The following is a 15018-nucleotide window of genomic DNA, read 5'->3' on the forward strand; positions in this document are numbered from 1 at the left end:
AAAATCCGGACTACGATTTTTGATCGATCAAAAATCATAGTCCGGATTTTACTGTTAGAGAACCAAGAATTAATAGTTAATTCCCAGCCCCTTTAGTTTTGTCGGAATTTACGCGTGTTTTCTGCAAGGTGAACTAAATTACGTAAGAAGTCATGAGTTGTTGCTTCATAGTTATACTTCTTACCCAAGTCGTAAATGTATCCATTAATGTAGTCGACTTCTGTTGGTCGATTCTTACTCATATCTTGGTACATCGATGGATAATGAAGCGGGTTGGTAACTTCACTAACATACTTAATCGTTTGCCACTCCTCTTCACGGGTGCTTAAGAGCTGAATGCCAGCCCGTTCGGCAACATCAAATGCTTCATTAATTAATTGTTTACCAAGCTTCTCTGCACCATCATAATCGATAAATTGCCCCATCTGAATCTCAAAAAGCGTGCAGATTGTATTAATAACAGAATTGAAGACTACTTTTGTTAGGAGGGTACCATAAAAATTATCATTAAGATGGGGATTAATATTCGCCGTGGTAAAGTCCTCAACAATTTGTTTTACCCGCTCGTCAGGTTCGCCAACTTGGGGCGCCAGGTTAATCGAGCCGGCACCAGGTTTACCAATAAAGTCCACATCCCCCGCCTTATTAAGAACCGTGCCGATTAAACAGGTACCGGCTACGACATGTTCTTTAGGAAAATAGTGGTTAATTTTTTCAATATGTCCCATGCCATTCATCCCCGAAAAGACGTATTGATTGGCTGGGTCAAAGGCGTGAGCTGTTCGCTGGAGCAGGTCAGCTAAGGTCATCTGCTTGGCAAAGACAATCCACACATCGGGACGCCCCTGGTATTCTTCCGGCGAGTAAATATTAATTGGTACAAGGTGACGATTTTCATGGTCCCGAGAAACGTAAACCCCACCCTGTTGTTTAATAGTTTCAACTTGGGGAGCCCAGTTATCAACAAAATCAACCTTAGCGCCAGCCAGTTCTTGAAGCAATACGCCAAATCGTAGTCCCATTGCCCCTGCACCTAAAACCGTATATTTCAAAGCCATAATCTTTTCCTCCTTAATTAAATAAATTCAGTTTAGCAATCCGCTCAACGGCTTCCGTTAATCGTGCTGGCTCAATCAAAAGGCCAATCCGCACATAACCTTCACCATGCTTGCCAAAGCCATTGCCTGGTGCTACTGCCACGCCAGCTTTATCCAATAACAAATCTGCAAAGCTTTCACTGGTATAATCCTTTGGAACTGGCATCCAAGCATAGAAAGTACCCTGGGGAGTAAATGCATGCCAGCCAATTTTTTCGGCCGCATTAATAAAAGCATTCCGTCTTTCTTCATAACGACCTACAATTTCGGCAATTGCATCATCACGTTGTGGCAGCGTTAAAGCATCAATAGCAGCTTCCTGTAAGGCAGGAAAAAGACTAACGAATAGGTGATCTTGAATTAAGTTTAAGGCTTCAATAATATCTGCATTACCAACCGCAAATGCGATTCGCCACCCTGCCATGTTGAACGTCTTAGAAAAGGTATAAAATTCAATCCCCACATCTTTAGCGCCTGGTGTTTCCATAAAGCTAACTGGAGCTTGACCGTCAAAGCCAATTGCGCCATAGGCAAAGTCACTAATAATGCCCACATGGTACTTTTTGGCCCACGCAACTAATTTTCGATAAAACTCGGGAGTAGCTACAGCACCCGTTGGATTATTAGGATAGTTAAGATAGAAGAATTTAGCACGTTGCGCCACCTCTTCAGGAATTGCCTCTAAGTCTGGCAAGAAATTATTTTCTGCTAATAATGGTACTATTTCAAAATTAACTTCTCCTAATGCTGCTCCTGATAAGTAATCTGGATAGCCAGGATCAGGAAGCAGAAAAGTGTCGCCGGGATTCATCAATGCCCATGGCAATTCTACAAGCCCAATCTTGGAACCACCCAAAATTGCAACTTCTTTTTCTGGGTCAAAGTCAGCTCCATATTTTTCAGAATAAAATTTTGCCGCTGCTTCTTTAAATGCTGGCAATCCCCGAAATAGTGAATACTTATGAGTTTGCGGATCCGCTACCCATTTTTGCGTGCTCTTAACAATATAATCTGGCGTTGGCTTATCGGGATTCCCTTGACCAAGATTAATAACATCGACCCCTTCACTTATTTTTTTATTAACCTTGGCAACTAAATTGGCAAAAAATTGTTTCGGTAAAGTGTCTAATAATTTTGATTGTGCAAAATTCATCTTTTCCATCCCCTTAATGATAAAGACTTGGTCGGCGATCCTTAAACACCGGAATCGGCCCCCGAACCTGTGCTAACTGCGCTAAGTCAATTTCTGCATAACTTACTTGTTCAACTTCTCCTGCATCATGGATAATCTGCCCAAGCGGATCTATTACTAACGAATGACCATTAAAGCTATTCTCTAAATCCGTCCCAACACGATTGACCGCGACTACAAAGGCTTGATTTTCAATTGCCCGTGACTGAAGCATTATTTTCCATTGTTTAATCCGTTTGCTTGGCCATTCTGCAGAAAAATATAAGATATCAGTTCCATAACGAGCGACTGTTCTAATCCATTCAGGGAATCGCAAATCATAACAAATAAAACTTGCACTCGGAACCCCAGCTAATTCAAAGTGATTTTCTTTTTGCCCGGCTTTTAGATATCGGTCTTCATTCATTAGTCCAAATAAATGCACCTTCTCGTAACTGCTAATTAGATTTCCCTTTTGATCATAAACATAGGTTGTATTGAAAAAAGATTGTCCACATCCCACCGCTACTGAACCACCGACAATGTTAATTTGATTTTCTAACGCTAACTCACTAAGAAATTTTTGTGTCTTTTGACCGTTTTCATCTGCCAAGTCTGATAATTGATCTAAGGCATAGCCAGTATTCCACATCTCCGGCAAGACAACGATATCTGCATGGTGACTAGCAGCTTCTTCAATTGCTTGTTTAGCTTTTTGATAATTTTCGGCAGGATTTCCTAATTGAATATCAAGTTGAGCTAATGCAATTTTGCGTTTCATCACTTTCACCTCCATAAAAAATACCCGTCCTTAACTTAAATAAGGACGAGTATTTTCGTGGTGCCACCTTAATTTACTATCCACTCACATGAATAGCCTCAGGAAGTTCATAATAAACTTCGATACTTGATAACGGATATCAGCCGACAAGTGCTTAGTTTTTTCCTCACACTTGTTGTATTTTTTAAGACCATCTTCAAAGCAATTTGTAATTTTCTTCCACCACCCGAAAACTCTCTTAATACTACATTGCTTTTACTCTTCTTAAACGACTAATATTTAATTGTTGCCCGTATTTTAATTTATTTTTAATTATTTGTCAATTCGTTTTTAATCGAATCTCAAAAATAATTAGTCTTGACAAAAGCTTAGTCTTCCAATTAAAATTTTAGTTGTAGATAAAAGTAGGTCAGTCCAGGAACGATAGCCATCGACTGCAAGCTATCGCCAGTACCGAAGCCCTGCTACAACTTTAATATATTCTAATAATAAAATAATTTAAAAGTGTAAAGCGCGTCTTTAAACGAGAATGGTACCGCCATAATTGGTGTCTCGGTTAAGGGCGCTTTTTGTTTTTTTGAAAGGATTTTCTATGACTCATAAAATACAAAAAGCAGTTGTTAAGATTGGTACGAGTAGCCTTGTTCTCCCTAATGGAAAAATTAATTTACGAACAATCGACCAACTCTCCTTTGTCCTTGCGACATTAAACAATCAAGGATACCAACTTATTCTTGTTTCCTCGGGAGCAATTGGCGTTGGTCTTGCAAGTTTGGGATTAACAGATCGTCCCGCCGAAATAGCACAACAGCAAGCCTTAGCATCTATCGGTCAAGCTGCTTTAATGCGAATCTATTCGCAACGCTTTTTAGATTATCAAACGCACGTCGCCCAACTTCTCCTTACCCGTGATGTGCTCACTTATCCTGTCAGTCGCCAGCATACGCTTAATACAATTAATGCTTTACTTCAGCAAAATGTGATTCCAATCGTTAACGAAAATGACCCCGTGTCAGTTGATGAGCTTGATCATTACACTACTTTCAGTGACAATGATGAACTCTCTTCCCAGGTAGCTATTGCCATTGACGCTGACGAGTTAATCATTCTTTCGGATATCGATGCCCTTTATGACAAAGATCCGCATAAATTTCCTGACGCACAAATCATTAAAGAAGTTCCATTCCTAACGCCGGAAATAGAGAACGTCGCAAGCGGTAGCAGCACTAGGTTTGGAACAGGAGGAATGGTAACTAAATTACGGGCAGCTGCCACAATGATGCAAGCAGGTAAACAAATGATTTTATGCAATGGTCGTGACCCTAAAATTCTTTTTGATATTTTTGATGGTCATACTATTGGTACTCATTTTGGAAAATAGGAGTGATGATAATGAACCAAGATTTAATTACAATTGGAAAAAGAGCCCAAATCGCTGCAAACCGCGACAAACTAGCTTTAATGAACACTGCCACCAAAAATAAGGCATTGCTTCAATTGGCAGATGATTTAATCAAAAATAAAAACCAAATTATCGCTGCCAACCAACAAGACTTGGCCGCCGCTACCCAGATGCCAACTAAATTTACAGATCGTTTAATGGTCAATTCCCAACGTATCGCAGACATGGCTAATGGTCTCCGAACAATCGCCGACTTGAACGATCCCACTTCCCAAATCGATAAGGGATGGATTACCAAAGATGGGTTGCAAATCCTTCAACGGCGCGTACCATTAGGGGTAATTGGCATTATCTTTGAAGCACGACCAAACGTAACTGTAGACGCGACCGGCCTCACATTCAAGAGTGGCAATGCAGTTATTCTACGGGGCGGAAAAGAAGCTATCCAGACTAATACTGCCTTAGTAAAAATTCTTCGTGAATCATTACAAAGCCAACATTTACCGGTCGATGCGGTTCAGCTTATTACCGACACTAGTCATGCGATTGCTGATGAAATGATGAATCTCACTGACTACATTGATGTCTTGATTCCACGAGGCGGCCGGGCCCTTATTCAGCGGGTTGTAACAACAGCTACGGTTCCAGTTATCGAAACTGGTGCGGGTAATTGCCACATTTATATTGATAAGGATGCTGACCTAACAATGGCGTCCAATATTACTGTAAATGCAAAAGTACAACGGCCTTCTGTATGCAATGCCGCTGAAAAATTACTTATCCACCGCGATATTGCCGCTGAATTTCTTCCTGTTATTGCCAAAGCTTTAATGGAACATGGCGTCCAATTACGCGGTGATGAAATGGCGTGCCAATTAGTATCAACTATCCGTCCCGTTACTGAGGAAGACTGGGAGACAGAATATAATGATTTAATTATGGCCGTAAAAATTGTTGATTCCCTTGATGATGCAATTAACCATATTAATCACCACAGTACTCACCATTCAGAATCAATTATTACAAACAACATTACCCGGGGACGCTACTTCCAACAAGCCATTAATTCTGCCTGTGTTTATGTTAATGCCTCTACGCGGTTTACTGATGGGGGAGAATTTGGCTTTGGCGCTGAAATTGGTATCAGTACCCAAAAACTCCACGCCCGGGGACCAATGGGATTACAACAATTAACAACAATCAAATATGAAATTACCGGTAATGGGCAAGTTCGGAAATAATTTAGGAGGTTTTTTAGATGAAAATTACAATTATTGGTGTCGGAAATATGGGAAGCGCAATTATGAAGGGATTAAGTCGTACGCAAAATTTTACCCTCAGTGCGATGAACCCTGTTAATTCACGTGTTACAAGCCTTGCTAAGAAGCTAGGGTTTAAACTCGTTAATACAAACAGTGAAGTAGTTAACCTTACACCCGATATCGTAATTTTGACTACCCCGGCCCCTATTACAACCGTAGTCGCTAAAGAATTAGCCGTCCTTAACGATCACACTATTTTTATCTCTGCCGCTGCTGGAATTACTCACGAAGACTTAGCCAAAGTGCTTCCGAATAAAGAAATTGTTAATATTATTCCCAACACACCAGTTGAAGTTAATGCCGGCACAATTGGTCTTGCCTTGCCAACCGGAATTTCTGCTGAAGCAATTTCAAAAGTAATGACTGTTTTAGATAGTCTTGGTGATGTCATCAAAGTTCCAGAACGACAACTAGATATAATTGGTGTTATCGGCGGCTGTGGCCCTGCATTTGTTGATGTGATGATGGACGCAATGAGCGATGCCGCCGTCAAGCATGGCCTCGATCGTCAAACTGCATATGAAGTTATTGCTAGTATGGTAAAAGGTACGGGGACACTAGCCTATGATAGCAAGCTTGCTCCAGCATTATTACGTGATCAAGTAACATCACCAGCAGGTACAACAATCAAAGGCGTGGAAGCATTGGAGAAAAATGGTTTCCGTTACGCCATGATGGATGCCGTTGACAAAGCAAATGGTGAATCATAAACGCAAAAAAAGGCCGCGGTTACATCCATACAGCGCAGTACAATAATGGCCTCCAGCGTCCGGTTTTACCGAACACTGGAGGCCATCATTGCTTATGAGAGTTGTGTTTATAATTATTTATTCTGAATTCGATCAAACATTAATCCCGGTACTGCATTCAAATCTAATCCTGCACGGTCGCCATGCTTGTAGTTAACATAACCAGCAGCCCCAATCATTGCAGCATTATCACCACATAATTTCAACGGTGCTTGCAGCATCGGTACATCAGGATAAAATTTCTTCATGTCATGATCTAAACGAGCACGGAGACCATGATTTGCAGCGACCCCGCCAGCTAAAATCAGTTGCTTTACTGGGTAATCATCTAACGCCCGCATTGTTTTTTCGGCAAGCACGTCAATGACACTTTGTTGGAAACTGGCTGCAAGATCATATTTATCTAATTTTTCCCCACGTTGGTCTGCATTATGAACTGTATTGATGAAGGCGCTCTTCAGCCCACTAAAGCTAAAGTCATAATTATCTTCTTTTTCCATTGCTCGTGGGAAATTAAAAGTGTCCTTACCCTTAGCCGCCCATTCATCAATCGTTTTTCCTGCCGGGTAATTGACTCCCAACACGCGACCAATTTTATCATAAGCTTCACCGGCAGCATCATCACGTGTTTCACCGATAATTTGGTATTCATGTTCAGATGGCATATAAACTAATTCCGTATGTCCACCGGAAACTAACAATGCCATTTGTGGATATTTGAATTCCCCAACATAGCGTGCAGCATAGATATGACCTGCCATGTGGTTAACCGGAATTAATGGAAGGTTATGAGCCCATGCGATGGCCTTTGCTGCTGTCACACCAATTAATAATGACCCGACTAATCCTGGACCGTATGTTACTGCAACAGCATCTAGGTCATCATAGCCTACATCCGCTTGCTCTAAAGCTTCATTTGTACACTTGGTAATTTGTTCAATATGATGTCGACTAGCTACTTCTGGTACTACTCCACCAAAACGTTGATGGCTATCGATTTGCGTTGCAACAATATTGGAAAGGATTTTAGTTCCATTTTCAATTACGGCAACACTTGTTTCATCACAGCTTGATTCAAACGCTAAGGTTAATGTGCGTTCTGTCATAATAAAATACTTTCACCTCTACCTAAGTAAGTTTGCTTGCATATCCACGGCATCTTCGTGATTATCTAAGTAATAACGTGGTTTAATATGCTGATTACGAAAGCCTAAACTTTCATATAAGCGACGAGCTGATACGTTATACACTCGTACTTCTAAACTCAGCGAATGTAATTTTAAGTGCCGGGCATAGTTTTTGGCAGTTGAAATAAGATACGTTCCAATTCCTTTACTTTGGTAACTTGGTGTAATGCCAATATTCGTAATATGCAAATCATAATGGTACCAATCAATGGCTGTTCCCATAAAGCCAATAATCTGCTGGTCATCCTCAACAACTAAATATAGTCGATCACACGGCCGTTGGAGTTCAATGCGGAAAGCAGCATAACTCCATGGTGCTTTTCCATAGATTCTTTCTTCAATTTCTACCAAGGTTTGAATATCTTGTTCCTTTGCCATCCGGACCATGTATTGATGACCAGATATCATTACTATTCGTCGTGTAAAGTCAAGGATCGGTCGTTTAGTAGGATTGGTCGTATTGATAAACCATTCTTTAAACTTCTCGAACATAATTTTTTCTTTTTTCTCCAGGATGAAGTTTTTGCCAATTAGCCTCTGCTTCAGTAATTCGTAAATAATGCGGAACAAAGGGGTCAATCTCTTTAACTGGTTCCTTCATTTTACCTGCAAGAGCTAATTGATAAGTTGACGGAATACTATAAGATCGTGGCAAAAGGGTCACATTAGCTGGTAATTGATCATATTTGGCTTGAATTTTATCAGTCATATGACCTACCAAAACAACTTGTTGATCTAATTTTGCAAGTTGATTAAGCAAAACATCAATCCCTAGATGTTGATCTTCTATTTTATTTACTAACTCGCCATTTTCCCACTGGTAAGCACCAGCAAATACATTTCCTCGTCGTGCATCAAAGAAAGGAACAATAATTGCTGATGATGTTGGAACTACATTACGTGCTAATACTGCTAAACTTGATACGCCAACTAAGTCAATCTTTTCTGTATCAGCCAATACTTTAGCGGTTGTAACTGCAATTCGTACTCCTGTATAAGATCCTGGTCCCTGTGCAACCACTACCCGATCAATATCTGTTGGCTGCCACTGAACTAACTCAAATAACTTACTAATTGCCGGCATTAAATAAATACTATGATTGCGAACCATATTAAGGGTCGTCGTTGCCAACAATTGCTCATCTTCAACCAACGCTACGCTCATTGGGTGGTTGGATGTATCGACGGCTAGAATCTTCATCTTTTATCAATCCTTTCAATCATCTTACATCTTATCACACTGGATCCGCTTTGACTTCTCTTTTAATTTCTTTTGTTTATTTACGACAAAACAGGCTCCAGCAAAAGTTTTACTGAGAGCCTGTTTGTTATTTTAAAGCCGATTATTAGTCGCGATCATCATAACCCTTTGGATGAGTTGAATGCCACTTCCAAGCGGTTGCAATAATGTCGTGAACATCATCATACTTAGGACTCCATCCAAGAACATTACGAGCCTTATCACTAGCAGCAACTAATGAATCTGGATCTCCTGGACGGCGTGGTGCCATTTTAGCTGGAATAGGTTTACCAGTAACTTCTCGAGCTGCTTCTAGCATTTGCTTGTTAGAGAAGCCAGTGGATGAACCAAGGTTAAAGGCATTACTCTTGTTACCTTCCTTAAGGTACTTAATAGCAAGAATATGAGCATCTGCTAAATCCATAACATGGACATAGTCACGAACATTGGTACCATCTGGTGTGTTGTAGTCATCCCCAAAGATACTCAATTCATCACGCTTGCCTTGCGCAACTTGAAGAATGATTGGAACTAAGTGCGTTTCTGGACCGTGATCTTCACCGATCGTACCATCAGGGGCAGCCCCGGCAACATTAAAGTAACGAAGGGCAACAAACTTAATACCGTAAGCTTTATCAGCCCAAGCCATCATTTCTTCCATCATTAACTTACTCAAGCCATATGGGTTAATTGGGTTTTGTGGATCCGTTTCCTTAATTGGCATGCGTTCTGGAACCCCATAAGTAGCAGCGGTTGAACTGAAGACAATATACTTAATATCATGATCATGCATTGCTTCAAGCAAAGTAATCATTCCGCCAGTATTGTTGTCAAAGTACTTCAATGGCTTACTCATTGATTCAGGTACAATTGAGAAAGCAGCAAAGTGAACAACTGCAGTAATATCTTCATTGTCAAAAATCTTATCTAAGAATTGACGATCACGAATGTCACCCTCATAAAACTTAGCCTTGGGATTAATCGCATCCCGGTGACCCGTCGATAAGTTATCAGCAACTACTACATCTTCACCATTTTCAATAAGATCTTTTACCATATGGGAACCGATATATCCGGCACCACCAGCAACTAAAATTGACATCTTGTTTCCTCCTTGCTCCAACTAAAGCTTTCATAGTGATTGTAGCACAATTTTACTGTTTCTAATTAGTAAAATTTAGTAAAAAAAGTAAAAATTTTAGCGGATAATTTTATAGCGAGGATTTTAATTGATCAAAATTAATTTGCTGCTCAAGGTACTTAAATAATAAACCTTCTCTTAATCCACTATTACTAAAGCAAATCTCATTAATTGACAATTGCCGGACAAGAGAGATAAGGGGGAGAAGTCCTCCAACAATTACATCCGCTCGCACTTTCGTAATTCCACGGATTCCTGCCCGCGTCTGGCGATCCGTTTCTAATAGCTGCCGCATAATCAAAAAGGCTTCTTCTGAACGCATTGTTAGCCCATGAACTGGTCTGACTTCATCAGGATTAAGAGCTTGTTGCCACCGATATACCTTTGCTAATGCACGGTTACATCCCCCGAGTGCCACAATTTTTGTTTCCCGCATCCGATTTAGCCATAATTGTTGAGAAAGAACTTCATCAATTTTAATCATGGCATCAAATAAATCAGCTGGATTAATTTGATCTTCAAGATGGCAGGTTTGCGAAATGCTAACTGAACCGATCGGAATACTAATCGCTTCTTCTGCTTCCCCATTATTCACTGAGATTAATTCCATACTTGCTCCTCCAGTATCAACAATTATTCCCTTATCAATTGGAAGAGTCTGATTAACACCAACATAGTCAAGATATGCTTCTCGTTCTCCACTAATTACATGAATTTCAAAGCCCGTTTCTTGCTTGACCTTTTCAAGAAATTGCAGTTGATTTTGTGCTTGACGAACCGCAGCAGTCGCCACCGCAATAATTGTCAATTTCTTATTACGGTATCGATCACAAATTGTTCGAAATTCTTTTAGGGCATCAATAGTCCGCTTTACAGGAGCTGACTTCAACATTTTTTCTGGCCCCATATTAGAAGCGAGGCGAACATATCTTTTTTCATATTGAACCGTTTCAAAGCTCCCGTTATCTTGAATTTTTGTTATTTTAAACCGAACTGAATTTGAACCTAAATCAAGAATTGCAAGGTACTGCTCATTGCTCATAAATTACTCATCCTTTCGCTCATCTAAATGAAGATTGGGAACATGGCGAGTTAAAGTTTCAAAAACAGAAGAAAAATGTTTTTTTGCTTTCTTCTCCTTTTTCTCACGCGCATTCAATTTCATTGCTTGTTTAACAAAGTATTCTTGTGAACTGAATGGTGCGACATCACCACGATCAATCCGTTCGTAATGATCTCCTACTAACCGTCGAGCCTTGACATTATCTTTCCACATAACGTCAAAAATATGAATTGCATGAGCTTTTGTGTCTGGCTGGGTAACGGGATACAATTCTTCCACTCGTCGATTAAGATTTCTCGTCATCATATCGGCACTTGCGAGGTAGACTTCCTCATGACCATTACTCTTAAAGTAGTAGATCCGGGAATGTTCAAGGAAACGCCCAATGATCGAATGAACCTCAATATTCCCATGCAATTCTGGCAAATCGTTCCTTAAACAGGTAATGCCTCGAATTAATAACTCAACCTTAACTCCACTAGCAGCAGCAGCGTATAGGCGGGCAATGATTTGCTTGTCAGACAAGGAATTCATCTTCATCCGAATTAACGTAGGATTACCATTTTTGGCATTTTCAATTTGCTCATCAATTTTGGCATTAATAAATGTCCGAATCCCATCAGGAGATACCCGTAATTCATTGAAATAAGCTGGTCGCGCAAATCCTGACAGCATATTAAACAGGTTTGTCATATCGATACCCAGCTCATGGTCACAAGTAAATAATCCCATATCAGTGTAAAAATGAGCTGTTACATCATTATAGTTCCCAGTTCCTAGGTGCATATAACGCCGCAGCCCATCTTCATCGCGACGGATAACCAAAGCAACTTTACAGTGCGTTTTAAGGCCAACTAAACCGTAAATAACGTGGCACCCCATCTGTTCAAGCCGTTGTGCCCACCGAACGTTATTTTGTTCATCAAACCGCGCTTTAACTTCAACTAAAACCGTTACTTGCTTACCCTGTTGCGCAGCCATTCCGAGATACTTAATAATCGGTGAATTACCAGAGACCCGATAAAGAGTCATCTTGATTGCCAAAACATCTGGATCAATGGCTGCTTGATGAATAAAGTTGACCACGGCTTGAAAATCATCATAAGGATGCTGCATTAGGTAATCCTTTTGGCGAATTGAAGAAAAAATATTATGATCCATATCTAACGCTGTGTTGAGGTATGGCTTATATGGTGGATAGCGCAAGTCATCATGACCATCAACCATCCCCGATAATTTTTTTAAGAAAGTTAAATCGACGGGACCATCTACTTCATACAGTGACCGTTCACTTACATGCAGATTATCAATTAATTGATCTTTTAACCATTCATCGATAGAAGCAGGAACTTCTAGGCGCATCACCTGTCCATGCTCTCGTTCCCGCAATTGCCGTTTGACTGCCCGGAGCAAATCAGACGTATCTTCTTCAGCCACATCTAAGTCCATATCCCGCATAACTCGATATGACGCTGTAGCTAAGATCTCGTATCCTGGAAAAAGCGCGCTCAGAAATTCAGTAATGATTTCATCAATCAAAATGAAGCTATTTTCTCCTGGTAACCGAACTAACCGTTTATAAATTTCTGGAACACGGACTGTTGCAAATTTGATATCTGCTTCTTGACGATCATCATGTGGTTCCATTTGTGGACGATGAACTTCTTGATCTCCCTCTAGAATTTCCTCTGCAACTGGTTCACTTGTTGAACGGATTTGACGCCGTAGCTGAACAGCAATATTTAAAGAATTATTGGAGATAAAAGGAAAAGGACGTGAGGCATCATCTGCCATGGGAGTCAAAACTGGCATCAGCTCATCATTAAAGTACCGCCGAATAAATTCATATTGCTTCTCGTCAAGTTTGGAGACATGGAGAATATGAATATTATTTTTAGCAAGGTCCGGGATGATTTGCTGATTATAAACTTCATACCGTTGCTTAACCATCCGGTGTTCTTTTTCATTTACTGCATCCAACTGCTCTTCTGGAGTCAGACCAGACGCATCAGTAGTAGTAACATTGGCAGCAGCAAGCTTATGAAGCGATGCAACCCGCACCATAAAGAATTCATCAACATTGCTTTGAGTAATTCCCAAGAAGTTAGCACGTTCTAACAAAGGATTAGCAGTATCAGTTGCCTCTCCCAGTACTCGGCCATTAAAGTCAATCCAACTCAATTCTCGATTAACATAATTCTGCGGCTTATAAAACTCCTTATACATCTTAATGATCGCTCCTCTCAGTTAAGACCGGTTCAATTCCGTATACATCCTTAAATAGTTGTGATTTTTTACTAAAAGACCACTTTTCAAGAACAAGGTCATCATTGGCTATTGCTTTAATGATTAAGCGGCTATCTCCTACCAGCTTCAATCTAATACTTGAAATTTTTTGCAGCCGCGAATCATCTAATGCATCCACCAATCGTAAAATAGCAGCTAATTTTGCTACTGGCATCTGGATCTCATCATCGAGATGGCGGTAATGAGCTTGACTAATATCTGGAGACTCTGCACTATGATATCTTGCCACTTCAGCAATAATCCGATTATCTTTATCTGAAAGCCCAATTAGAGGATTAGCCTCCATAATATAAGCAGAGTGGCGGTAGTGTCCCCGTTGATTAATAAAATTACCAATGTCATCAATTCTACTAGCAATTTCTAATAATAATCGCTCATGCTGACCAAGACGATGAATTGGGCGCAATTGATCAAAGAGTTGGAGTGAAAAGCGCGTTACAAAATCCCGATGAGCTGAATCAACACCGTATCGTGAAGAAATATTGTCGGCAGCTGTTCTGATCATTTCATTAATTTGCCGTCTCGTTTTAGGATTATCAACCCCAATTCCATGGGAAATCCCATCCATCGTTGAAATATCAGTTACGTAAAGGCCTGCTGGTTGAATTAAGCGCACTGTTCGCGCCGTTACCAAATAATTTGGTAATAATAATTCAAATTGTTGATCATCAATTTGAATACTCTTCATCAAACCATCTTTGACTGGCGATAAAATCTTTTGGTAATCATCATGAAATTTATCTAGCGGTACTTCAGCGATCTGCTGATCATGTGGTAAAAACAATTTATTGAGTGAGAGAGCATTTTGCACCATCATTACTGTATGCTTTTTCTTCGTCAGTTCTGGTGTTAAATACTCTAGTTTACTACTAATATAATCTTGAATAATTTCAGTTGGATTAGTGGCAGTTTTTCGGAGACGGCCCACCAACTGACTAATTTTTGCATTACCAAGGTCAATATCCCAGGCACGTTCGAAGCTTCCATGGTGAAAATAGGCCAAGGTAGTTGAGCTAAGACCGATGCTTAGAAGATACATATTGTGCTTACTAAGTTTCTCAAAATCTGGCAACAAGGTTAAAAGGTAACTCATTGACTGGGCCATTAGTTGGTTATTGTTTAGCCATTCAATCCGTAACCCTGTCCGCACTTCTAACTGATCAGCCACATACCGGGTTGCGACGGGATCGAGGTCTTCTAAATCACCATAAAACTTAACTGCAGTTGCTTGATAATCATTGATAATTTGTTTAAATCCTTCAATATTATTAACAATTGTAGTCATATTTTCTGAATAATTAGCAACTTTAGCGTTTCCGATATTTAGAAGGCCCGATCGAACATTATTTATCACTTTTAAAGTAGGTATCTCAATGATCCGTAAATTAACTTGATCGGGTTCAAGGTAAATAATCGCCGTTAAAGATCTTTTCACGTCAACTCACTCCTCATAATTACTACTATTCATAGAATACCATCTTCCTTTAAATGTCTCTACATTAAACCATTCAAGATCTTTTTGTCTATATTTAAGGCTAAAATCGAGTAGGAGATAATT

The 15018-nt window shown here is 40.0% G+C and carries 13 protein-coding genes and 1 other annotated feature; of the genes, 3 read left to right on the top strand and 10 right to left on the bottom strand.

What is annotated here, in order from left to right:
- Nucleotides 1-92: 92 nt before the first annotated feature.
- Genes AACL61_RS04445 through AACL61_RS04455 form a run of 3 tightly spaced genes read right to left on the bottom strand, consistent with a single transcriptional unit; the run spans nucleotide 93 to nucleotide 3049 of the window.
- Entirely contained in the window at nucleotides 93-1058 is a 966-nt protein-coding gene (locus AACL61_RS04445) for a ketopantoate reductase family protein (protein WP_102816714.1), read from the bottom strand.
- A gap of 13 nt (nucleotides 1059-1071) precedes the next feature.
- The gene (locus tag AACL61_RS04450; RefSeq protein WP_102816713.1) at nucleotides 1072-2250 is read right to left on the bottom strand and encodes a pyridoxal phosphate-dependent aminotransferase; all 1179 of its coding nucleotides are present in this window, start codon (nucleotides 2248-2250) and stop codon (nucleotides 1072-1074) included.
- Between the two features lie 13 nt (nucleotides 2251-2263).
- Nucleotides 2264-3049 (bottom strand): carbon-nitrogen family hydrolase, encoded by a 786-nt coding sequence (locus AACL61_RS04455; protein ID WP_339111029.1) that lies wholly within the window; start codon nucleotides 3047-3049, stop codon nucleotides 2264-2266.
- Between the two features lie 38 nt (nucleotides 3050-3087).
- Nucleotides 3088-3331, bottom strand: a binding site (T-box leader).
- A 310-nt stretch (nucleotides 3332-3641) separates the two neighbouring features.
- Here AACL61_RS04455 and proB point away from each other — a divergent pair.
- The 3 genes from proB to proC are packed head-to-tail and all read left to right on the top strand — an operon-like array spanning nucleotide 3642 to nucleotide 6483.
- A complete protein-coding gene (gene proB, locus AACL61_RS04460) occupies nucleotides 3642-4430 on the top strand; it encodes a glutamate 5-kinase (protein WP_102816712.1) in 789 nt (262 codons plus the stop codon).
- 11 nt (nucleotides 4431-4441) lie between these two features.
- Nucleotides 4442-5692 carry a glutamate-5-semialdehyde dehydrogenase gene (locus AACL61_RS04465; protein ID WP_339111030.1) on the top strand — a complete coding sequence of 417 codons (1251 nt, stop codon included), beginning with the start codon at nucleotides 4442-4444 and terminating at the stop codon, nucleotides 5690-5692.
- Nucleotides 5693-5709: 17 nt separating this feature from the next.
- On the top strand, nucleotides 5710-6483 hold the full coding sequence (proC, locus tag AACL61_RS04470; RefSeq protein ID WP_102816710.1) for a pyrroline-5-carboxylate reductase: 774 nt from the start codon (nucleotides 5710-5712) through the stop codon (nucleotides 6481-6483).
- A 113-nt stretch (nucleotides 6484-6596) separates the two neighbouring features.
- Here proC and tsaD read toward each other — a convergent pair whose 3' ends face one another.
- From tsaD to AACL61_RS04505, 7 genes are all read right to left on the bottom strand, one after another.
- The gene (gene tsaD, locus AACL61_RS04475; RefSeq protein WP_102816709.1) at nucleotides 6597-7628 is read right to left on the bottom strand and encodes a tRNA (adenosine(37)-N6)-threonylcarbamoyltransferase complex transferase subunit TsaD; all 1032 of its coding nucleotides are present in this window, start codon (nucleotides 7626-7628) and stop codon (nucleotides 6597-6599) included.
- A gap of 18 nt (nucleotides 7629-7646) precedes the next feature.
- Nucleotides 7647-8201, bottom strand: a complete 555-nt coding sequence (gene rimI / locus AACL61_RS04480; RefSeq protein ID WP_339111031.1) for a ribosomal protein S18-alanine N-acetyltransferase — start codon at nucleotides 8199-8201, stop codon at nucleotides 7647-7649.
- Nucleotides 8185-8910: a tRNA (adenosine(37)-N6)-threonylcarbamoyltransferase complex dimerization subunit type 1 TsaB gene (gene tsaB / locus AACL61_RS04485; protein WP_085650462.1), complete on the bottom strand. Its 726-nt coding sequence runs from the start codon at nucleotides 8908-8910 to the stop codon at nucleotides 8185-8187. The genes rimI and tsaB overlap by 17 nt, the downstream gene beginning before the upstream one ends.
- Before the next feature lie 145 nt (nucleotides 8911-9055).
- Complete coding sequence (galE, locus tag AACL61_RS04490) at nucleotides 9056-10051, bottom strand: UDP-glucose 4-epimerase GalE (protein WP_339111032.1); 996 nt, start codon at nucleotides 10049-10051, stop codon at nucleotides 9056-9058.
- Nucleotides 10052-10160: 109 nt separating this feature from the next.
- The gene (locus AACL61_RS04495) at nucleotides 10161-11132 is read right to left on the bottom strand and encodes a Ppx/GppA family phosphatase (RefSeq protein ID WP_339111033.1); all 972 of its coding nucleotides are present in this window, start codon (nucleotides 11130-11132) and stop codon (nucleotides 10161-10163) included.
- Between the two features lie 3 nt (nucleotides 11133-11135).
- On the bottom strand, nucleotides 11136-13379 hold the full coding sequence (locus tag AACL61_RS04500) for an RNA degradosome polyphosphate kinase (RefSeq protein ID WP_339111034.1): 2244 nt from the start codon (nucleotides 13377-13379) through the stop codon (nucleotides 11136-11138).
- Between the two features lies 1 nt (nucleotide 13380).
- Nucleotides 13381-14895 carry an exopolyphosphatase gene (locus AACL61_RS04505; protein WP_102816706.1) on the bottom strand — a complete coding sequence of 505 codons (1515 nt, stop codon included), beginning with the start codon at nucleotides 14893-14895 and terminating at the stop codon, nucleotides 13381-13383.
- Between the last annotated feature and the right edge of the window lie 123 nt (nucleotides 14896-15018).

It is taken from the genome of Limosilactobacillus reuteri subsp. porcinus (assembly GCF_036621895.1).
Lineage (GTDB): Bacteria > Bacillota > Bacilli > Lactobacillales > Lactobacillaceae > Limosilactobacillus > Limosilactobacillus reuteri_J.

Excerpts from the sequence above, each read along its gene's own strand:
- AACL61_RS04445 (WP_102816714.1), bottom strand. The coding sequence starts at position 1,058 with ATGGCTTTGAAATATACGGTTTTAGGTGCAGGGGCAATGGGACTACGA.
- tsaB (WP_085650462.1), bottom strand. The coding sequence starts at position 8,910 with ATGAAGATTCTAGCCGTCGATACATCCAACCACCCAATGAGCGTAGCG.
- proB (WP_102816712.1), top strand. The coding sequence starts at position 3,642 with ATGACTCATAAAATACAAAAAGCAGTTGTTAAGATTGGTACGAGTAGC.
- AACL61_RS04495 (WP_339111033.1), bottom strand. The coding sequence starts at position 11,132 with ATGAGCAATGAGCAGTACCTTGCAATTCTTGATTTAGGTTCAAATTCA.
- galE (WP_339111032.1), bottom strand. The coding sequence starts at position 10,051 with ATGTCAATTTTAGTTGCTGGTGGTGCCGGATATATCGGTTCCCATATG.
- rimI (WP_339111031.1), bottom strand. The coding sequence starts at position 8,201 with ATGTTCGAGAAGTTTAAAGAATGGTTTATCAATACGACCAATCCTACT.
- AACL61_RS04465 (WP_339111030.1), top strand. The coding sequence starts at position 4,442 with ATGAACCAAGATTTAATTACAATTGGAAAAAGAGCCCAAATCGCTGCA.
- AACL61_RS04455 (WP_339111029.1), bottom strand. The coding sequence starts at position 3,049 with ATGAAACGCAAAATTGCATTAGCTCAACTTGATATTCAATTAGGAAAT.
- AACL61_RS04450 (WP_102816713.1), bottom strand. The coding sequence starts at position 2,250 with ATGAATTTTGCACAATCAAAATTATTAGACACTTTACCGAAACAATTT.
- tsaD (WP_102816709.1), bottom strand. The coding sequence starts at position 7,628 with ATGACAGAACGCACATTAACCTTAGCGTTTGAATCAAGCTGTGATGAA.
- AACL61_RS04500 (WP_339111034.1), bottom strand. The coding sequence starts at position 13,379 with ATGTATAAGGAGTTTTATAAGCCGCAGAATTATGTTAATCGAGAATTG.
- proC (WP_102816710.1), top strand. The coding sequence starts at position 5,710 with ATGAAAATTACAATTATTGGTGTCGGAAATATGGGAAGCGCAATTATG.